At 73.1% G+C, this 18703-nt stretch carries 19 protein-coding genes; 17 read left to right on the forward strand and 2 right to left on the reverse strand.

Annotated elements, in window-relative coordinates; translation table 11 throughout:
* The first annotated feature begins 95 nt into the window (after nucleotides 1-95).
* The 10 genes from QSK45_RS10945 (at nucleotide 96) to QSK45_RS10990 (ending at nucleotide 10220) form a co-directional block, all read left to right on the forward strand.
* Nucleotides 96-284 (forward strand): ferredoxin, encoded by a 189-nt coding sequence (locus QSK45_RS10945; protein WP_285555599.1) that lies wholly within the window; start codon nucleotides 96-98, stop codon nucleotides 282-284.
* 3 nt (nucleotides 285-287) lie between these two features.
* Nucleotides 288-1496: an NAD(P)/FAD-dependent oxidoreductase gene (locus QSK45_RS10950; protein WP_285555601.1), complete on the forward strand. Its 1209-nt coding sequence runs from the start codon at nucleotides 288-290 to the stop codon at nucleotides 1494-1496.
* Nucleotides 1497-1505: 9 nt separating this feature from the next.
* Nucleotides 1506-2312, forward strand: a complete 807-nt coding sequence (locus QSK45_RS10955) for an acetoacetate decarboxylase family protein (RefSeq protein ID WP_285555603.1) — start codon at nucleotides 1506-1508, stop codon at nucleotides 2310-2312.
* Between the two features lie 35 nt (nucleotides 2313-2347).
* Complete coding sequence (locus QSK45_RS10960; protein ID WP_285555605.1) at nucleotides 2348-3811, forward strand: aldehyde dehydrogenase; 1464 nt, start codon at nucleotides 2348-2350, stop codon at nucleotides 3809-3811.
* Nucleotides 3804-4718, forward strand: coding sequence for a 3,4-dihydroxyphenylacetate 2,3-dioxygenase (locus tag QSK45_RS10965; protein WP_285555607.1), 915 nt, complete (start codon nucleotides 3804-3806; stop codon nucleotides 4716-4718). Before QSK45_RS10960 ends, QSK45_RS10965 begins: the two co-directional genes overlap by 8 nt.
* Nucleotides 4719-4731: 13 nt before the next feature.
* Complete coding sequence (locus tag QSK45_RS10970) at nucleotides 4732-5577, forward strand: fumarylacetoacetate hydrolase family protein (protein ID WP_285555609.1); 846 nt, start codon at nucleotides 4732-4734, stop codon at nucleotides 5575-5577.
* 28 nt (nucleotides 5578-5605) lie between these two features.
* Nucleotides 5606-6211, forward strand: coding sequence for a TetR/AcrR family transcriptional regulator (locus QSK45_RS10975; protein ID WP_285555611.1), 606 nt, complete (start codon nucleotides 5606-5608; stop codon nucleotides 6209-6211).
* 195 nt (nucleotides 6212-6406) lie between these two features.
* Nucleotides 6407-7867 carry an APC family permease gene (locus QSK45_RS10980; RefSeq protein WP_285555613.1) on the forward strand — a complete coding sequence of 487 codons (1461 nt, stop codon included), beginning with the start codon at nucleotides 6407-6409 and terminating at the stop codon, nucleotides 7865-7867.
* Nucleotides 7868-7989: 122 nt separating this feature from the next.
* On the forward strand, nucleotides 7990-9480 hold the full coding sequence (locus QSK45_RS10985) for an aldehyde dehydrogenase (protein WP_285555615.1): 1491 nt from the start codon (nucleotides 7990-7992) through the stop codon (nucleotides 9478-9480).
* A complete protein-coding gene (locus QSK45_RS10990) occupies nucleotides 9477-10220 on the forward strand; it encodes a gamma-glutamyl-gamma-aminobutyrate hydrolase family protein (RefSeq protein WP_285555616.1) in 744 nt (247 codons plus the stop codon). The genes QSK45_RS10985 and QSK45_RS10990 overlap by 4 nt, the downstream gene beginning before the upstream one ends.
* A 55-nt stretch (nucleotides 10221-10275) precedes the next feature.
* On the opposite strand, the gene QSK45_RS10995 is transcribed toward QSK45_RS10990, so the two are convergent.
* Together QSK45_RS10995 and QSK45_RS11000 are read right to left on the reverse strand one after the other, a co-directional pair.
* Entirely contained in the window at nucleotides 10276-10848 is a 573-nt protein-coding gene (locus tag QSK45_RS10995; RefSeq protein WP_285555619.1) for a MarR family winged helix-turn-helix transcriptional regulator, read from the reverse strand.
* A 105-nt stretch (nucleotides 10849-10953) separates the two neighbouring features.
* Nucleotides 10954-11328, reverse strand: a complete 375-nt coding sequence (locus tag QSK45_RS11000) for a MerR family transcriptional regulator (RefSeq protein WP_285555621.1) — start codon at nucleotides 11326-11328, stop codon at nucleotides 10954-10956.
* 116 nt (nucleotides 11329-11444) lie between these two features.
* On the opposite strand from QSK45_RS11000, the gene QSK45_RS11005 reads away from it, so the two are divergent.
* The 7 genes from QSK45_RS11005 (at nucleotide 11445) to QSK45_RS11035 (ending at nucleotide 18700) form a co-directional block, all read left to right on the forward strand.
* Entirely contained in the window at nucleotides 11445-12323 is an 879-nt protein-coding gene (locus QSK45_RS11005; protein WP_285555623.1) for an NADP-dependent oxidoreductase, read from the forward strand.
* 61 nt (nucleotides 12324-12384) lie between these two features.
* Nucleotides 12385-12987, forward strand: coding sequence for a nitroreductase family protein (locus QSK45_RS11010; protein WP_285555624.1), 603 nt, complete (start codon nucleotides 12385-12387; stop codon nucleotides 12985-12987).
* An 878-nt stretch (nucleotides 12988-13865) separates the two neighbouring features.
* Complete coding sequence (locus QSK45_RS11015; RefSeq protein WP_285555625.1) at nucleotides 13866-15731, forward strand: phage tail sheath subtilisin-like domain-containing protein; 1866 nt, start codon at nucleotides 13866-13868, stop codon at nucleotides 15729-15731.
* A 35-nt stretch (nucleotides 15732-15766) separates the two neighbouring features.
* Complete coding sequence (locus QSK45_RS11020) at nucleotides 15767-16291, forward strand: phage tail protein (RefSeq protein WP_162135647.1); 525 nt, start codon at nucleotides 15767-15769, stop codon at nucleotides 16289-16291.
* 38 nt (nucleotides 16292-16329) lie between these two features.
* Nucleotides 16330-17058 carry a T4 family baseplate hub assembly chaperone gene (locus QSK45_RS11025; RefSeq protein ID WP_285555631.1) on the forward strand — a complete coding sequence of 243 codons (729 nt, stop codon included), beginning with the start codon at nucleotides 16330-16332 and terminating at the stop codon, nucleotides 17056-17058.
* Complete coding sequence (locus QSK45_RS11030; protein WP_285555633.1) at nucleotides 17051-17791, forward strand: hypothetical protein; 741 nt, start codon at nucleotides 17051-17053, stop codon at nucleotides 17789-17791. The genes QSK45_RS11025 and QSK45_RS11030 overlap by 8 nt, the downstream gene beginning before the upstream one ends.
* Nucleotides 17792-17842: 51 nt before the next feature.
* The gene (locus QSK45_RS11035; RefSeq protein WP_285555635.1) at nucleotides 17843-18700 is read left to right on the forward strand and encodes a Pvc16 family protein; all 858 of its coding nucleotides are present in this window, start codon (nucleotides 17843-17845) and stop codon (nucleotides 18698-18700) included.
* The last annotated feature ends 3 nt before the right edge of the window (nucleotides 18701-18703 follow it).

Genomic DNA, 18703 nt, shown 5'->3' on the forward strand with positions numbered 1-18703 from the left:
CCTTTGGCCGGGGCCCGGACACGCCGTCCGGGCCCCACTTCCCCTCTGCTCCCCCTCTCTTTCCGACGCTCCCCCCAGCACCAGGAGGACCGGCCATGAAGGTCGTCGTCGACATGAACCAGTGCCAGGACCACGGTCAGTGCGTCTTCGCCGCGCCCGACGTCTTCCGCTTCGACGACGACGGTCACCTGGCCTACGTCCCCGACCCCGACGAATCCCTGCGCGAGCAGGTCGAGGAGGCCGCCGACGTCTGCCCGCTCCAGGCCATCCGGATCGAGGCCTGAGCCATGAGCGCGACCGTCGTCGTGGCCGGTGCCTCCCTGGCCGGTCTGCGCGCCGCCGAGCAGCTGCGCGCCGCCGGCTGGGAGGGGCCGATCACCCTGGTGGGGGACGAGCCCCACATGCCGTACAACCGGCCGCCGCTGTCCAAGGAGGTCCTGGTCGGCAAGGCCCCCTTCGAGTCGCTCGCCTTCCGGCCCCGCGCCGGCGTCGCCGATGTGTCCTGGCGCCTGGGCACCCAGGTCGTCGCGGCCGACCTCGAACGGCGCGTCGTACGACTCGACAGCGGCGAGACCCTGCCGTACGGCGGACTCGTCGTGGCCACCGGGATGCGGCCGCGGCGGCTGCGCTGCCCCGGGCCGCTCACCGGTCGGCACACCGTGCGCACCCTGGACGATGCCCGGGGGCTGCGCGCGGCGCTGACCCGGCCGGGCGCACGGGTGGTCGTGGTGGGCGCCGGGTTCATCGGCTGCGAGGTGGCCGCCACCGCCGTGGCCCTCGGCGCCGCCGAGGTGACCGTGGTCGACCCGCTGCCGCTGCCCATGGTCGGACCGCTCGGCGAGCTGCTGGCCACCTCACTGCTGAAGCGCCATGAACAGCGCGGGGTACGCTTCGCGCTCGGCGCCGGGGTGACCGCCTTCGAGGGCGGCGACCGGGTCACCGGGGTCGTCCTGTCCGACGGCAGGGTGCTCCCCGCCGACGTGGTGGTCGAGTCGGTCGGCTCCGTCGCCAACACCGAGTGGCTCGACGGCAACGGTCTCGACCTGACCGACGGCGTCCTGACCGACGCGCACCTGCGGGCCGGCGGACGCCCCGACGTGGTCGCCGTCGGCGACGTGGCCCGCTTCCCCAACGCCCGCTACGACCGCGTACCGCGGCGCGTCGAGCACTGGTCGATCCCCACGGACACCGCCAAGCACGCCGCCCGGGTCCTCGCCGCCCACCTCACCGGCGGCGACGCCGGACTCGGGCCGTTCGCGCCCCTGCCGACCTTCTGGAGCGACCAGCACGACTTCAGGCTCCAGTCCTTCGGCGCCCCCGCCCTCGGCCGGGACGACGTGCGCGTCCTGGACGGCGACCCGGACGGCGACGTCCTCGCCGGCTACCACGCGGACGGCCGCCTGGTCGGGGTCGTCGCCCTCGGCGGCCCGGCCGCCGCGACCGCGGCCGCCCGGTACCGGGCCCAACTCCTCCAGCAACCCGCCCTCACCGCGTAAGGAACGTCCGTGACCAGTGTCCGTGGATTCCTCCACCCCAAGACGGCGACCGGAGCCTCCTCGCTGATCCCCTCCCCGCCCTGGCGCTACTCCGGCGACCTGCTCACCGTCGAGTACCGCACCGACCCCGCACGGGTGCGCGAACTGCTCCCCGAACCCCTTGAGCTGGCCGAGGAGGATCCCGGCGCGGTCGCGCTGATCTGGGCCGACTGGCAGTCCTGCAGTGCCTTCGGGGAGGAACTGCTCGACCCGGTGCGCGCCCAGTACAAGGAGGCGTTCGCGGTCGTGCGCTGCATGTACCGGGGGCGGACCTACACACGGTGTGTGTACATCTGGGTGGACAAGGACTTCGCCATCGCCCGGGGGCTGCACCAGGGCTACCCCAAGAAGTTCGGCTCCATCCACCAGACCCGCCCGCACCCCTACGGGCCCGCGCCGCGCATCGAGGCCGGGGCGCGCTTCGGGGCGACCCTCGCCGCGGCCGACCGGCGCCTCGCGCAGGCCGTCGTCACCCTGCGGGAGCCCTCGGAGACCAACGGCTTCGTCAACTCCCACCCCATGGCCCACCACCGGTGGCTGCCCTCCATCGAGAAGGGCAAGGGCCTCGCCCTGGACGAGCTGGTCGAGGCCGGCGCGGCCGCCTTCGAGGGCGGCCAGGCGTGGGTGGGAGAGGCCGAGCTGGAGCTCTTCGAGTCGCCCACCGAGGAGTTGGCCCGGCTGGAGATCCGTGAGCCGATCGCCGCGTACTACCGGCAGGTGGGGGTGGTCTGGGACGGCGGACGCCTGCTGGAGTCCGGCACCTCCGGTGCCGAGTGACCCCGCACCCGAACCACCCCGAGGAGCCCCACGCCATGAGCACCCCCTTCACCACCGTCGCCGGGGTCACCGTCGACACCCGGCACTGGATCGGCGGCGAACGCGTCGCCTCCGCCGGGACCTTCACCGACACCTCACCCATCGACGGCGCGGTCATCGGTGAGATCGCCCGCGGCACCGAGGCGGAGGCCGCCGCGGCCGTCGCCGCCGCCAAGGCGGCCTTCCCCGGATGGGCCGCCACACCGCGTGCCGAGCGCGCCCGCGTCCTGCACGCCATCGCCGACGGCGTCGAGAAGCGGCTGGAGGAGCTGGCCGTCGTGGAGACCACCGACAACGGCGCCCTGCTGCGCTCCCACCGGCGCGGTGTCATGCCCCGGGTCGCCCACAACTTCCGGTTCTTCGCCGACTGGTTGCTGCGCCTGGACCACGAGGACTTCGAGACGCGCGGCCACACCAACCACGTCAGCTGGGACCCGGCCGGCCCCTGCGTGCTGATCACGCCGTGGAACGCGCCCCTGATGCTGGCCACCTGGAAGGTCGCTCCGGCCCTCGCGGCCGGCGACACCGTCGTGCTCAAGCCCGCCGAGTGGTCCCCGCTGACCGCCTCCCTGCTCGCCGACATCGCCGCGGAGGCCGGCCTGCCCGCCGGTGTCCTCAACATCGTCCAGGGCTACGGCTCCGAGATCGGCGACGTCCTCACCTCGCACCCCGACGTGCGCCGCATCAGCTTCACCGGCTCGGTGCCGACCGCGCAGCGCATCGCCGCGTCCGCCGCCGCCCGGCTGACGCCGCTGAGCCTGGAGCTGGGCGGCAAGTCCCCGCTGCTGGTGTTCGCGGACGCCGACCTGGACCTCGCCGTGGACCTCGCGGTCGAGCAGTACGACAACGCGGGCCAGGTGTGCCTGGCCGGCACCAGGCTGCTGGTCGAGGAGACGGTCGCGGCGGAGTTCACGAGGCGCTTCGTGGACAAGGCGGCCCGGCTGCGCCAGGGCGACCCCCGCGACGAGGCCACCGACATCGGACCCACCATCCACCCGCGCCAGCTGGAGAAGATCGACGGCTTCGTCCAGCGGGCCCTCGCCGCCGGGGCCCGCGCGGTCGTCGGCGGCCACCGGCGGGACGGCCAGTACTACGCGCCCACCCTGCTCACCGATGTCGCGCAGGACTCCGAGATCGTGCAGGAGGAGGTCTTCGGACCGGTTCTCACCCTCCAGACCTTCGCCGACGAGGACGAGGCGGTGCGCCTGGCCAACGGCACCCGGTTCGGGCTCGCGGCCACCGTCGTCACCGGCGACCCCGCGCGCGCCGAACGCGTCACCGCGCGACTGGTGGCCGGCACCGTCTGGGTCAACTGCTTCTTCGTCCGCGACCTCCAGGCCCCCTTCGGCGGCTCCCGCCAGTCCGGCGTCGGACGCGAGGGAGGCACGTGGAGCTTCGACTTCTACTGCGACCTGAAGAACACCGTCACCGCGCCGAAGGGATGGCAGGACCATGGGTGAGATCGTCGGGGCCGGGCTGCTCGCCCACGTCCCCACCATCGTGCTCCCGGAGGAGACGCGCAGGGAGCTGAACGAGGGCGAGGAGATCACCCTCGTCACCGGCCTCCGGCAGCTGCGCGAGGAGGTCTTCGAGCGCGACGACTACGACACCGTCGTCGTCCTCGACTCGCACTGGGCCACCACCGTCGAGTTCGTCGTCACCGCGCAGGACCGCAGGGCGGGCCTGTTCACCTCCGAGGAACTGCCGCGCGGCATGAGCCGGATGCCGTACGACTTTCCGGGCGACCCCGAACTCGCCCGCAACATCGCGGGGTTCGCGGACCGGCACGGCACCTGGATCACCGCCGTCGACGACGCGTATCTGCCGGTCTTCTACGCCACCATCAACCTCTGGAAGCTCCTCGGCGAGGGCCTGCCGGACAAGCGGTGGGTGAGCATCGGCGTCTGCCAGACCGGCGACATGGAGGACCATCTGCGCCTCGGCCGCGCGCTGGCCGACGGCATCGCCGCCACACCCGGCCGCCGGGTGCTGCTGATCGCCTCCGGCGCCCTCTCGCACACCTTCTGGCCGCTGCGCGAGCTGCGCGACCACGAGGCCAGCGATCCGGCGCACATCTTCACGCCCGAGGCGCGCGAGGCCGACCTGGAGCGGATCGACTGGTTCAAGGAGGGCCGCCACGACAAGGTCCTCGACACCATGGACGAGTTCTGGAAGTTCAAGCCCGAGGCGCGGTTCTTCCACTACCTGATGATGGCCGGCGCCCTCGGCGAGCACGCATGCACCGCCAGGGCCCGCCAGTACGGCGCGTACGAGAACTCGATCGGCACCGGCCAGGTGCACCTCTGGTTCGACCGCCCGGCCGACGGCTGGACCGGCGCCGCCCCCGCCACTCCGCACAGCCTCTGAGGAGCAGACCGACATGCCCGAATACCGCCGCATCCTCCTGGACGGCGCGACCGTCCAGGTCACCGTCGACGGCGACGAACTGGTCGCCGGTGACGGCCGCCGTGTCAGGGCCGAGGAGGCCCGGCACCTGCCCCCCGTCGTCCCCTCGAAGGTGATCGCCGTCCACCTCAACCACCGCAGCCGGGTCGAGGAGTTCCGGATCGGCCTCCCCGACACCCCGACCTACTTCCACAAGCCGACCTCGGCCCTGAACGCCCACCGGGGCGCCGTCGTGCGGCCCGAGGGCTGCAAGTGGCTGAACTACGAGGGCGAGGTCGCCATCGTCATCGGCCGGACGGCACGCAACATCGCCCCGGACCAGGCGGGGGAGTACATCGCCGGGTACACCGTCGCCAACGACTACGGACTGCACGACTTCCGCGACACCGACGCCGGCTCCATGCTCCGGGTCAAGGGCTCCGACACCCTCTGCCCGCTCGGCCCCGGCCTGGTCACGGACTGGGACTTCCGCGGCAAGAGCCTGAAGACCTACGTCAACGGCGAGGTGGTCCAGGACGGTTCGACCGACGAGATGAAGTGGGACATGCACTACCTCGTCGCCGACATCGCCCGCACCATCACCCTCCACCCGGGCGACGTCCTGCTCTCCGGCACCCCGGCCAACTCCCGCCCCGTCCGGCCCGGGGACGTCGTGGAGGTCGAGGTCGAGGGCCTCGGCAGGCTCACCAACCACATCGTCACGGGACCGGCGCCGATCCGCGGTGACGTCGGTGCCCAGCCCACGGAGTCCGAGGAGGTGCTGTCGACCGCGCTCGGCGGCGACTGGGAGTTCCGCGGCATCAGGCCGCCGAAGCGGTGAGCGCGGCGGCGCGGGTAGGGTCGGGACCATGACCGACTCCGTCCCGCACCCCGGTGAGCGCCCGACCCGCAAGCGCGTGAACCACTACGGGACGGGGCGGGTGGCCCTCCTGGACGCCGCCGTGCGCGTGGTCGCCCGCGGCGGGCTGCGCAAGCTCACCTACCGGGCCGTGGCGGAGGAGGCCGGGGTCACCCACGGCCTGGTCGTGCACCACTTCGGTTCGCGTGACGCGCTGATCGAGGAGGCCGTCACCCACGCCATCCGCGCCTCCCTGCACAGCAGCGCCCTCGACATCGGCACCGGCCGGGCGGCCGACTTCGCCGGCGGTCTGCCCGACATGGTCGACTCCGGTCCCGAACTCCAGGCGTTCCAGTACGAGCTGCTCCTGGAGGCCCGGCGCCGGCCGGAGCTGCTCGCGCACCTGCGCGCCCTGTACGAGGAGTACTTCCAGGCCAGCGCGCGGGAGCTGGACCGGATCCTGCCGGGGACGGTGAGCCGCGGCCTGTCCCGGCTGGTCTTCGCCGCGCTGGAGGGCCTGGTGCTGCACCAGCTCGTCTTCGGCGAGCGGGAGGTCACCGAGGAAGCCCTCGGGGAGCTGCGGGCCCTGCTGGAGGCACGGGCGGCCGAGGGCTGACGGCCCCCGCGCGCAGGCCCCTCGGCGGGCCCCGCGGTCACGGCGCCGTGCCCGCCGGTCACGGCGCCGTAAGGATTCGACGCACGACGGGATTCCCTGCTCCCACCCCCTTGTCAAACGGATAGTTCGGCCCCACGATGAGGCAACTCGTTTGGCCTGAAACGATCCTTTCCCCTTCTCTGGCAGGTGATCCGAGTGGACAGTCAGACGGCCTCCGCCCCGCGGACCGTGAAGGACGCCCCCACCGCAGCCACGCTCAAGCCCAACGCCCTCGGCGTCCTGGGCATCCTCTTCTTCGTCCTGTCCGGTCAGGCCCCGCTGACGGGCATCGCCGGCGCGGCCCCGATCTCGGTCGCCATCGGCAACGGCTCCGGCACCCCGGCCGCCTACGTGCTGGCCGGCGCCGTGATCCTCCTCTTCTCCGTCGGCTTCGTCGCGATGGGCCGGCACGTCGTGGACGCCGGCGCCTTCTACACCTATATCGGCACCGGGCTCGGCCGGACGGCCGGGGCCGGCAGCGCGAGCGTCGCCCTCTTCGCGTACTGCGTGATCCAGGCGGCCATGTACGGCCTGTACGGCTCCATCGCCAGCTCGCTCGTCGCGGACCACACCGGTATCCACCTGTCCTGGTGGGTCTACACCGTGGTCACCATGGCCGTCGTCCAGGCGCTGGGCGCCGCGGGCATCGAGATGGGCGCCCGTGTCCTGGCCGTCTTCGTGCTCGCCGAGTTCAGCATCCTGCTGGTGTTCAGCCTGGTCACCCTGGCCAGGGGCGGCGGCCCCGAGGGACTGGGCGTCGCGAGCAGCTTCTCCCCGTCGGCCGCCCTCCAGGGCGCACCGGGCGTCGCCATCATGTTCGCCGTGGCGTCGATGTTCGGCTTCGAGGCCACCGCCATCTACGGCGAGGAGGCGAAGGAGCCCAGGAAGACGGTGCCCCGCGCCACCTATCTGTCGGTCATCGTCGTCACCGGCTTCTTCGCGCTCGTCTCCTGGATGCTGATCTCCGCCTACGGCCCCTCCAAGGCACCGGGCGCGGCCTCCCGCGCGCTGGCGCACGGCGACTCCGCCGGTTTCGTCTTCGCGCCCATCGCCGCCCAGTTCGGCGGCTGGGCCGGGGAGGTGCTGCCGGTCCTGCTCGCCACCTCCCTGTTCGCCGGCATCCTGACCTTCCACAACTCCGCCAACCGCTACCTCTTCTCCCTCGGCCGGGACCGGCAGCTGCCCGTCGGCCTGTGCCGCATCAACGGGCGGCACGCCCCCTGGGCCGCGGGCTGCGTCCAGACCGTCATCGCGGTCCTGCTCGTCGTGCCGTTCGCGCTGGCCGGCAAGGACCCGGTGCTCACCCTCTTCTCGTGGTTCAGCGGGCTCGCCGTCCTCGCGATGATGCTGCTCTACCTGCTGACCTCGGTGTCGGTCGTCGTCTTCTTCCGCCGCCGGCGCGTGGACACCCGCCTGTGGCACACCCTGCTCGCCCCCGTGCTCGGCGCCATCGGCCTCGCGGGCGCGATCTGGCTGATCCTGGCCAACTTCACCACTCTCATCGGCGGCGAGGTGAGCACCGCGGTCTGGCTGGTGGCCACCGTGCCCGTGGTGCTGGCGCTGGGCGTGGCCAACGAACGGATGCGACGACGACGCCAGACCCCCGACCTGCTCTGATTCCGCGGGCCGACCGCCCCGCGCCGATATCCCCGGGCCGCCCGACCCGCACGCACCGACCCGCGGCGGGCGGCCCCCTCCCCGGACCGGAGGACCGTACGACCCATGACCCGGAGGACCGCATGACCGTATCCACGCACGACGACTGGCTCCGCCGGGCCGAGGAGTTCCAGCCGCCGAGCACCCATCTGATCGACGGCGCCGAGGAGGCCGGCGGCGGCAGCACGTTCGCGGTCGTGTCGCCGCGCGACGGCCGGGTGCTGACCGAGGCCGCCGACGGTGGCGCGGCCGAGATCGACGCCGCCGTGGCGGCCGCGCGCCGCGCCTTCGACCACGGCCCCTGGCCGCGCCTCGCCCCCGCCGACCGCGGCCGGACCCTGGTGCGCCTCGCCGACCTCCTCGACGCGCACCGGGCCGAACTGGCCCTGACGGTCAGCCTGGAGATGGGCAAGCCCGTCCGCGAGGCGTACGACATCGAGCTGCGCGCCGTGACCAGCACGTTCCGCTGGTACGGACAGCTCGCCGACAAGCTCACCGACGAGTCCCCGCACACCGCGCCCGACGCGCTGGCCCTGGTCACCCGCGAGCCCGCCGGTGTCGTCGGCGCCGTCGTGCCGTGGAACTTCCCGCTGACGCTGGCCGGCTGGAAGATCGCGCCCGCACTGGCCGCCGGCTGCACGGTCGTCCTCAAACCCTCGGAGAACTCACCCCTGTCGGCGCTGCTGCTCGGCCGGCTCGCCCTGGAGGCAGGGCTGCCGCCGGGCGTGCTCAATGTCGTCAACGGCGACGGACCCGTGGCGGGCCGCGCCCTCGGACTGCACCCGGACGTCGACGTCCTCGCCTTCACCGGCTCCACCGCCGTGGGCCGCCACTTCCTGCGCTACTCGGCCGACTCCAACCTCAAGCGGGTCTGGCTGGAACTCGGCGGCAAGTCCCCCAACATCGTCCTGCCGGACGCCCCCGACCTCGACAAGGCCGCCGCCACCGCCGCCTGGGGCATCTTCTTCAACCAGGGCGAGATGTGCACCGCGCCCTCCCGGCTGCTGGTCCACTCCTCGGTCGCCGAACAGGTCACCGAGGCGATCGTGGGCCGGGCCCGCGCCCTGCGGGTGGGCGACCCGCTCGACCCCGTGACCGAGATGGGCGCCCTCGTCGGCGAGGACCATCTGACCCGCGTGCTCGGCCATGTCGGCGCCGCGGCCGAGGACGGCGCCCGGCTGCGCACCGGAGGCTCGCGCACCCTCACCGAGACCGGCGGCGTCTACCTCGAACCGACCGTCTTCGACCGGGTCGCCCCCGACAGCCGGCTCGCCCGTGAGGAGGTCTTCGGGCCCGTGCTGTCCGTCCTCGCCTTCGACGACGTGGAAGAGGCCGTGGCCCTCGCCAACGCCACCGAGTACGGCCTCGCCGCCGGCCTGTGGACCTCCGACCTGTCCACGGCGCACCGGGTGTCCCGCGCGCTCAGGGCCGGGACGGTGTGGGTCAACTGCTACGAGGAGGGCGATCTGACCGTGCCCTTCGGCGGCATGAAGCAGTCCGGCAACGGACGCGACAAGTCCGTCCACGCCCTGGAGAAGTACACCGAGCTGAAGACCACCTGGATCCAGTTGTGACCCACCGACCCCTGATCGCCGTACCCGCCCGCTTCTCCGCCACCACCTCGGCCCTGCGGCACGCCGCCGAGGTCAACGCGCGTGCCCTGGTCGAGGCCGTGTGGCGGGCCGGCGGCGAACCCGCGACCCTGCACCCGCACGCCCCCGGCGGCACGGCGGACCCCGCCGAGGTGGCCTCCCGCCTCTTCCGCTTCGACGCTCTGCTGCTGCCCGGCGGCGGGGACCTCGCCCCCCACCGCTACGGCGCCGCCCACACCCATGCGGCCGTCTACGACGTGGACGACGAACAGGACGCCTTCGACCTGGAACTCGCCCGCCGGGCCCTCGCCGCCCGGCTGCCGCTCCTCGCCGTCTGCCGGGGGCTCCAGGTGGTGAACACGGTCCTGGGCGGCACGCTCCACCAGGACATGGGCGGCCCAGGGCGCGACCACCGCCACCTCAGGCACCCCGTCTCCCTCGCCCCCGGTTCGGTGCTCGCACGGATCACGGGGGCCGACAAGACGGAGGCGTCCTGCTATCACCACCAGCACCTGGACCGGCTGGGAGAGGGGCTGACCGCCACCGCGCGTGCGGCGGACGGAACGGTGGAGGCGGTCGAACTCACCGCGCACGACGGGCTGTTCGTCGGTGTGCAGTGGCATCCCGAGGACACGGCGGCGGAGGACCCGGCCCAGCAGCGGCTGTTCGACGCGCTGGTGGAGGCGGCGCGCGAGTGGTCGGGCCGGCGGACGACCGGGTAGGTCAGGCCCGGCGGACGACCGGGTAGGCCCGGCCCGGCGGGCGGCGCTCCCGGGGCTACTTCCCGGGCCGTCGCCCGCTGCGGCGCGGCGTGGGCGGCTCGCCGTTCAGCAGCGACCTGCGCCGCTCCTCGCCCTGCTCCTCGACCTGGAGGACCACCTGGCGCAGGCCGTCCGCGAGGGTGCGGCACTCCGCGTCGCTCAGGCGGGCGGTGACGAAGGACTCCTCCTCGTTGAAGGCGGGGAAGACCCGGCGCATGAAGTCCTCGCCCTCCTCGGTGAGGGCCACCAGAACGAGCCGGCCGTCGGTGGGATGACCGGCGCGGCGCAGCAGACCGCGCGACTCCAGGGTGCGGGCCACCCCGGTCAGGGTGCCCTTGGAGATCCCCGCCTCCTCGGCCACGTGCCGGGTCTCCGACTCGCCCCACACCCAGACGACCCACAGCACCACGAAGGCGGTCCAGGTCAGGTCGGAGCCGCGCAGCACGGAGTTCTCCAGGTGGTGGCGGACGGCCGAGGCGGCCCGGTAGATGTTGGCCACGGCGGCCATCTGCTCCCGGCGCAGGGCGATACCGCCGAGCTTCGCCTCCGCGAGCTTCTCCGCCTCGCTGATGGACCGCTCGCTGGGCACGGTCGCTCCCTCACCTCGTGTTCGGGACCGCGGGCCCGGTGCGGCCCGCGGTCGTTCGGCACCGAATTGTACGGGCGGTACGCCCCGCCACCGCCCTTTTCAGGCCTACCGGGAGCCCGCCGCCACCGGCTGCGGGCCCGCCTCGATGACGCGGTCCAGCATGCCGCGCGACGCCTGGAGAGCATCGATCGCGCGGCTGATCCGCTCCCGCTCCCGGCGCAGTTCCGCGACCAGGTCCGGACAGACCGGCACCAGCCGCTCACCCTCCTCGCGGACGCACGGCAGCACCCTCGCGATGGTGTCCGTGGTGAGCCCGGCGGCGAGCAGGGTGCGGATGCGGCGGACCGTCTCGACATCCCGCTCGCCGTAGACGCGGTAGCCGCTGGGCAGGCGTGCCGGTGCCAGCAGGCCCTGCTCCTCGTAGTAGCGCAGCAACCGCTCGCCGACCCCGGTGCGCCGCACCATCTCGCCGATCCGCATGGCGGCCTCCCCGGCTTGACCCTCACACTGATGTGAGACTTTAGCGTGAACTCCGATGGGGGCCACCGCGGTCGCCGCCGGCCCGAACACGGCCCGGAACGTGAGGAGTTGCCGCCATGCGCGCAGTACGGATCGATGTCCACGGCGGGCCCGAGGTGCTCACCGTACGGGAGGTCGACGACCCGGAGCCGGGCGCCGGCGAGGTGCTGGTACGCACCGTCGCGAGCAGCCTGAACCCGGTGGACCGGAAGACCCGGGCATGGGACGTGGGCCCCGCCCTGCCGGGGACGCTCGGCTGGGACCTGGCCGGCGTCGTCGTGGCGAGCCCGTCGCCGAGGTTCGCGGTCGGCGACCGGGTGATCGCGATGTCCGCGCAGCCGGCCACGGGCCTGGGCACCTGGGCCGAACTGGTCCGCCTGCCGGAACGGCTCCTCGCACACGCCCCTGCGACGCTCACCCTGGCGCAGGCCGCGACACTGCCGCTCGCCGGAACCACGGCGGTGCAGGCCCTTGCGGCGCTGCGCCCGAAGACCCGCACCCGTCTGCTGGTCACCGGGGCGGCGGGCGCGGTGGGCGGACTCGCGGTCCAACTGGCCCGGCAGGCCGACGTGGCGGTCGACGGACTGGTCTCCCGGCCCGAACACATCGATGTCGTCAGGGAGTTCGGTGCCTCGGCCGTGACGCACTCCGTCGCGGAGCTGCCCGCGGGGGCGTACGATGCGGTGCTCGACACCGCGGGCGTCGACGTCTCCTCCGCGCTCGCCGACGGCGGGCTGTACGTCTCGGTCTCCGACGAGCCGCTGCCGGACGTGCCGGGCGCGGCCAGGAGTTACGTCCAGGAGAGCGGTGAGGACCTCGCGGAGCTGGTCGGCCTGGTCGACGCGGGGCGGCTGGAGGTACGGGTGGCCGCGTACTACCCGGTCACCGAGGTGCGCGCGGCCCATGAACGCTTCGAGGCGGGCGGTCTGTCGGGCAAGGTCGTGCTGCTGTTCTGAGCCCGGACGGTGGCCGGAATCGACCTGGACCCGACAGGCGTGCGTGGCATGATCGGCCGCCATGGAATTCTCCGAGGTGATCCGCCGCAGGCGCATGGTCAGGCACTACTCCGACAAGCCGTTGGCGCCCGAGGTGGTCGAGCGGATCCTCGCCTCCGCCCTGCGCGCCCCCTCGGCCGGCTTCTCCCAGGGCTGGGCCTTCCTCGCCCTGACCGACCCCGCGGACCGCGCCCGCTTCTGGCCCTTCGTCCCCGTCCGGGCCGAGAAGACGCCGACCATGCAGGACGCCCCGCTGGTCGTGGTGCCCCTGGCCCACAAAGAGGCGTACCTGGACCGCTACGCCGAACCCGGCAAGGGCTGGGAGGACCGCTCCGAGGACCACTGGCCCGCGCCGTACTGGTACATCGACACCGGCATGGCCGCGCTCCTCATGCTGCTGACCGCCGTCGACGAGGGCCTCGGCGCCTGCTTCTTCGGCATCATGCCCGACCACATCCAGCCGTTCCGCGAGGAGTTCGGCGTCCCCGACGAGTACGCCCCCATCGGCGCCCTCACCATCGGCTACCGCGCCACGGACCTGCCGTCGCAGAGCCCGCACGTCGAAGAGCGGCGCCGGGACGCGGACGAGGTCATCCACCGGGGGAACTGGGGCCGGCACGGCTGAGTCCGGCCGCCTGTCACGGCCGAACGACGAGACCGACCTGTCGATGCCCACTACGAGCGTCCCGCGACGCTGCCCCTGGCGCTCGCCGGGGACGTGGCCGGACGGCGGCGCGTTGCGGACAGTGCCGCCCGCAGCCGATCACCGGGGCGAGCCCGCGCAGGACGAGCGGGCGCGTCGACCGTCCGTCCGGCCCGACCCGGGTGCGTCACCGGCAGGAGCCCGGCCACCGGGACCCCGTCGTGCGTCCGACGGGGCCCCGGTGCCCCGGGTGGAGTCCCGTAGTCGTCGAGGCCGGTGAGCGCGAGGCCGAACCCGGTTTCGGCGTGGTGAGCCGGGGCACTCGTGGCCCACGTGCTCGTACCGCCCGGCGGATGCTCCGCCGCCTGCTCATGGCACCGGCAGCCCGCGGCATGGCGTAAACCCGTGAAACCCGCCATCACGGGATGCGTACGCCCGGGGACGGCCCGGCGGGAGAAGGTCGAATTCCGTGATGCCGGTACGGGGTGTCATATTCCTCCCGCATTCTCTGTGAAGATCCTTTGTTTCCGCTGTCAATGACATGCGGGCGGAATGCAAGAATACCAAGTATTTACCTTCACAAAACCTTCCTTTGGGGTGGCCGAAAGGCTCCTTGTTGCGTCAACTGCGCGTGCATCAAGGTAGTTCCGTCTACGAGCATCAGGAGTCACAAGCGTTGCTTGACCCGGACGGCCGACCGCCGGCCGGGCATTGGCGGGGGAATCTGATGCGTGTGTGCACGTCCAGCGTCGACCGGCCGGTTGCGTAGGGTCGTCTGCCGCGCCGAAACGGAACCTGTCTCTCTGCCGCCTGCCTCTTGGTGCCATTGCCCGGTGCCCGAGACAGGGACAGGAGGGGGAATGCCGATGAGCGCGGTGAGCGCCGCCAAGCCGACGTATCCCGGCGTCTACGTCGAAGAGCTTCCCAGCAGTACCCGCACCATCTCGACCCTGACCACGTCGGTGACCGCCTTCGTCGGCCACACCCGGCGCGGTCCGCTCAACGAGCCGGTGCGCGTCACCAGCTTCGCGGAGTTCGAGCGCCGCTTCGGCGGCCTCAGCGCGCGCAGCGCGGTCGGCTACGCGGTCCACCAGTTCTTCGGCAACGGCGGCACCGTCGCCGTCGTCGTCCGCGTCACCAAGGCGGGCAGCGGAAAGGCCGCCTGCGTCACCCTCAGGTCCACCGAGGGCCACAGCGACAGCGACGTCCTCGAGGTGCACGCCAAGGAACCCGGCGTGTGGGGCAACGGACTGCGCGTGGCCGTCGACCAGGACACGCCGCACCCCGACGACACCTTCAACCTGCGCGTCCACGACGCCCGGGGCGAGGCCCGCGAAAGCTTCACCGGTCTGTCCATGGACCCCGCCGGCGGCCGCTACGCGCCGACCGTCGTCAACGCCGGCTCCCGGCTGATCCGCGTCGAGGCGGTCGGCGAGGGCCGCCCCGACCCGTCCGGCACCGTCTCCAAGCCGTTCGGCCACCGACTGCCCGACCTCGCCGTCGACCTCACCGTCAAGATCGGCGACGTGGAGCGCGAGTTCACCCTCTACGACCCCGACATCGACGGCGAAGCCCCGTGCTCCGTCGCCGAGTTGGCGCTGCTGCTCGAACGCAAGCTGCGCGCCCTGCCCGACGCCCCCGGCAAGCACGCCTTCGCCGGCACCGAGGTCACCGCCTTCGGCCGCCGCATCCAGGTCGTCGCGGGCTCCACGGACCCCGCGGACGTCGTCCGCTTCCTCGGCGAGTGCGCCAACGACCTCGGCCTCGAGGCCTCCGTCAACCCGCCCGTCCTCCCGCTCGCGGGCGGCGAGGACGGCGAGGCGCCCGGTCCCCGCGACCTGATCGGCTCCGAGGCCGAGAAGACCGGCATCCAGGCGCTGCGCCAGGTCGCCGACGTCAACCTCCTCGTGCTGCCCGAACTCGCCGCCTACGAGAGGACCGAGGACGCCGTCACGGTCGTCTCGGCCGCCCAGCGCCTGTGCCAGGAGCGGCGGGTCTTCCTGCTCGTGGACGCCCCCTCCAGCTGGGTCAGCGTGGACACCGCGCGCGCCGGCGTCGCCGCCTTCGACGCCGTCCGCGGCAACCACGCGGGCCTCTACTTCCCGCACCTCCAGCTCACCGACCCGCTCACCGGACGGCTGCGCGCCTTCCCGCCCTCCGGCGCGGTCGCCGGCGTCATCGCGCGCACCGACTCCGAGCGCGGCGTGTGGAAGGCCCCGGCCGGCACCGAGGCACGCCTCGCGGGCGCGCACTCCCTCACCGTCGACCTGACCGACCGGGAGACCGGACTGCTCAACCCGCTCGGCGTCAACTGCCTGCGCGCCTTCCCGCTCACCGGTCCGACCGTCTGGGGCGCCCGCACCCTGGAGGGCACCGACGCGCTCGACAGCGAGTGGAAGTACGTGCCGGTGCGGCGGCTCGCCCTGCACGTCGAGGAAAGCCTCCGACGCGGCCTGCAATGGGTCGTGTTCGAGCCGAACGACGAGAACCTGTGGCAGCAGATCAGGCTCACCGCCTCCTCGTACCTGCACACCCTCTTCCGGCAGGGCGCCTTCAAGGGCGGCACCCCGCGCGAGGCCTACTTCGTCAAGTGCGACAGCGACACCACCACCGACGAGGACGTCGCGAACGGCGTCGTGAACGTGCTGGTCGGCATCGCACCGGTACGCCCCGCCGAGTTCGTGATCGTGAAGATCCAGCAGACGTCCGGCCAGTTCGAGCTGTAGTCCCCGCGGGAATTCCGGAGAGCCGAAGGAATCCGATGGCAGAGTTCACCGTCAACGCCCATCGTTTCGACCCCTACAAGAACTTCAAGTTCCTGGTCCTGTGGGACGGTCGTACGGTCGCCGGCATCAGCAAGATCAGCCCGCTCAAGCGCACCACCGAGGTCGTCAAGCACCGCCACGGCGGCGATCCCAGCTCCCCGCGCAAGTCGCCGGGACGCTCCGAGTTCGACGGCATCACGCTGGAGCGCGGGGTCACCCACGATCCCGAGTTCGACCGCTGGGCCAACAAGGTCTGGCAGGTCGGCGCGGGCCTCGGCGCGGAGGTCTCCCTCGCCGACTTCCGCAAGGACATCGTCATCCAGGTCCTGAACGAGGCCGGCCAGGTCGCCGTCTCGCACAAGCTGTACCGGACCTGGCCCAGCGAGTACCAGGTCCTCGGGGAGATGGACGCCAACGCCAACGCGGTGGCCATCCAGTCGCTGAAGCTCGAATGCGAGGGCTGGGAGCGGGACTACGAGGTGCCCGAGCCCGAGGAGCCCTCGTTCCTCAACCCGGCCTGAGACGACGCGCGGTGAGGTGAGAGGAACCAGGGGGGAACATGGCGAACACCGGGGCGGCCACGCTGCTGGCCACCTGGGAGGCGGGCCTCGCCGAGGCGCCCGCCGGGCGCGCCCTGCTGCTGCACGGCACGGCGCGCCCGGACCTCGACGCCGCGGCGCTGCCCGCCGTACCGCTGGGCGAGCGCGAGCACGACCTGCTCGTCCTGCGCCGCGCCCTGTTCGGGGAGCGGATGCAGGTACGGCTGGACTGCCACGCGTGCGGCGCCGACATGGAATTCGAGCTGGACGCGGGGGAGTTCGCACAATCCCTCGACCGGCCCGGCCGAACGGTCGTGCAGGTGGCCGAGGACGGCTGGGACATCGTCTTCCGGCTGCCCGCCGGGGCCGACCTCACGGCCGCGGCCCGCGCCGCCGACCCCCGCGCGGCCCTCCTCGCCCGCTGCCTGGTCTCGGCGGCCCACGACGGGGCGCCCCGCGCCGCCGACGCCCTCCCCGCACCGGTGCAGCGTCGGATCGCCGAGGCCGTCGAGGCCGCCGACCCCGGCGCCGACGTGACGCTCAGCGTCGGCTGCCCCGAGTGCGGGGCGCCGACCCGCGCGGAGCTGGACATCGCGTCGTACCTGTGGACCGAACTCGACGCCTGGGCGAGGGACGTGCTGCTCGACGTCCATCTGCTCGCCACCGCCTACGGCTGGAGCGAGCCGGAGATCCTGGCGCTGAGCCCGCTGCGCCGCCGCTACTACCTGGAGCTGTGTGCGGATGTCTGACCCCTCCGTGCCCGACCCCGCCCGGGTGCCCGACTTCCTCGACCGGCTGATCGCCCGGCACGCCGTCACGGCACCGGACACCGTCAGGGTACGGCCGCGGCTGCCCGGCCCGTTCGAACGCGTCGAGGCGGTCAGGTCCCGTGGTGCCGAACCGGACACCGACGGCGTCACGGCACGGCCGTCCGCCGCTCCCGCGGCCGCGCCCCCTTCGGAGGGGCCACGGCCCGCCCCCGAGGTCCGGCGGTACACGGAACACGAGCGGACCGTCGTCCACACCGAACGACCCGCCGCGGAACGGGAGTCCGCGCGCGCCACCCCGCCCCTCCAGGCCGAGCCGCCGCTGCTCCGCCCCGCGGCACCCGCGACCGCCGGGCCGCACCCGGCCCGCGGAGCGACGCGGGCAACCGGGCGGCCGGGCCCCGACACCGGTGGGGACCGGGCCGCGGCGTCCACCCCCGCCCCCCTGGGGGTGGACGCCGCTCCGGCCGCCGTCGTGCCCATGGCAGCGCGCCCCAGCGCCGCGGACACGACGGCGGCCCGTACCGCGGTACGGCAGACCGGGCGCCGTACCGGACGGACACCGGAACAGGTGGTGCGCGTGCAGATCGGCCGGCTGGAGGTGACGGCCGCGCGGCCGCCCGCACCGGGCGGGACACGGCAGGGCGGACGCGCCGCCGAGCGGGCGGGGTCGACCCTCAGCCTGGCGGACTACCTGGCCCGGGGGCGTGAGTGAGCACGAGGCGCGAGGTCGTAGGACGACGAAGGGGAACAGGGAACTGATGCCATGAGCAACGCACTCGCCATCGCCCATGTCAGCCAGGCCCTCGCCCTGCTGATCGAGTCCCACCTCCAGCCGGAGATCGACATGGCGGTGAAGGTGGAGCCGCGCAAGCCGCCCGCCGAGCCGCCGACCGACCCCACCATCTCCGTCTTCCTCTACCAGGTCGCGCCCGACCCCTCGCGGCGCAACGACGACCTGCCCACCCGCGCCCCCGACGGCACGCTGGTGCGCCGGGCGAGCACGGCACTCGACCTGAACTACGTGATCAGCGCGTACGGCGACGAGACCGAACTGGTCGGACAACGCCTCCTGGGATCGGTCGTGCGCACCCTGCACGAGATCCCGGTCCTGCCCAGGGACGTCATCCGACTGGCGGGCGAGAAACCGTACTTGGCGGGCAGCGACCTCGCCGAGACGGCCCAGCGGGTGCGGTTCACGCCGAACGTGATGGACGTGGACGAGACCTCGAAGCTGTGGGGGATGCTCTACCAGACCCCCTACGCCCTGTCCGTCGTCTACCAGGCATCCCTGGTCCTCATCGACGGCCTGGAGACCCCGACACCGGCCAAGCCGGTCGAGCGCCCGCAGGTCCGGGTACTGCCGTTCGGCGCGCCGGGAGCACCGGTGCCGCCGCGGGTCGGGGCCCGCGCGGAAGGGACGGTCCGGGCCGAGAACCCCGCGCCGCCGAAGGCGGTCGCCAAGACCGCGGCCGGGCTTCCGGCCAAGGCCCCCGCGAAGGCCCTCGCCGAGGAACCCGCCAAGGCTCCCGCGAAGGGCCCCGCGCGCGCCCGCAAGAGCACGCCCCGGACGGCCAAGCGGGCACAACCACCCGCTCGCCGGGCGGACGGCGAGGAGAACTGATCC

The sequence above is a fragment of the Streptomyces hygroscopicus subsp. hygroscopicus genome (genome assembly GCF_030269125.1).
GTDB lineage: Bacteria > Actinomycetota > Actinomycetes > Streptomycetales > Streptomycetaceae > Streptomyces > Streptomyces hygroscopicus_C.

Bases quoted from the DNA above. Each gene is read 5' to 3' on its own strand.
- QSK45_RS10945 (WP_285555599.1), top strand. From the start codon at position 96: ATGAAGGTCGTCGTCGACATGAACCAGTGCCAGGACCACGGTCAGTGC.
- QSK45_RS10950 (WP_285555601.1), top strand. From the start codon at position 288: ATGAGCGCGACCGTCGTCGTGGCCGGTGCCTCCCTGGCCGGTCTGCGC.
- QSK45_RS10960 (WP_285555605.1), top strand. From the start codon at position 2,348: ATGAGCACCCCCTTCACCACCGTCGCCGGGGTCACCGTCGACACCCGG.
- QSK45_RS10965 (WP_285555607.1), top strand. From the start codon at position 3,804: ATGGGTGAGATCGTCGGGGCCGGGCTGCTCGCCCACGTCCCCACCATC.
- QSK45_RS10970 (WP_285555609.1), top strand. From the start codon at position 4,732: ATGCCCGAATACCGCCGCATCCTCCTGGACGGCGCGACCGTCCAGGTC.
- QSK45_RS10975 (WP_285555611.1), top strand. From the start codon at position 5,606: ATGACCGACTCCGTCCCGCACCCCGGTGAGCGCCCGACCCGCAAGCGC.
- QSK45_RS10985 (WP_285555615.1), top strand. From the start codon at position 7,990: ATGACCGTATCCACGCACGACGACTGGCTCCGCCGGGCCGAGGAGTTC.
- QSK45_RS11000 (WP_285555621.1), bottom strand. From the start codon at position 11,328: ATGCGGATCGGCGAGATGGTGCGGCGCACCGGGGTCGGCGAGCGGTTG.
- QSK45_RS11005 (WP_285555623.1), top strand. From the start codon at position 11,445: ATGCGCGCAGTACGGATCGATGTCCACGGCGGGCCCGAGGTGCTCACC.
- QSK45_RS11010 (WP_285555624.1), top strand. From the start codon at position 12,385: ATGGAATTCTCCGAGGTGATCCGCCGCAGGCGCATGGTCAGGCACTAC.
- QSK45_RS11015 (WP_285555625.1), top strand. From the start codon at position 13,866: ATGCCGATGAGCGCGGTGAGCGCCGCCAAGCCGACGTATCCCGGCGTC.
- QSK45_RS11020 (WP_162135647.1), top strand. From the start codon at position 15,767: ATGGCAGAGTTCACCGTCAACGCCCATCGTTTCGACCCCTACAAGAAC.
- QSK45_RS11025 (WP_285555631.1), top strand. From the start codon at position 16,330: ATGGCGAACACCGGGGCGGCCACGCTGCTGGCCACCTGGGAGGCGGGC.
- QSK45_RS11030 (WP_285555633.1), top strand. From the start codon at position 17,051: ATGTCTGACCCCTCCGTGCCCGACCCCGCCCGGGTGCCCGACTTCCTC.
- QSK45_RS11035 (WP_285555635.1), top strand. From the start codon at position 17,843: ATGAGCAACGCACTCGCCATCGCCCATGTCAGCCAGGCCCTCGCCCTG.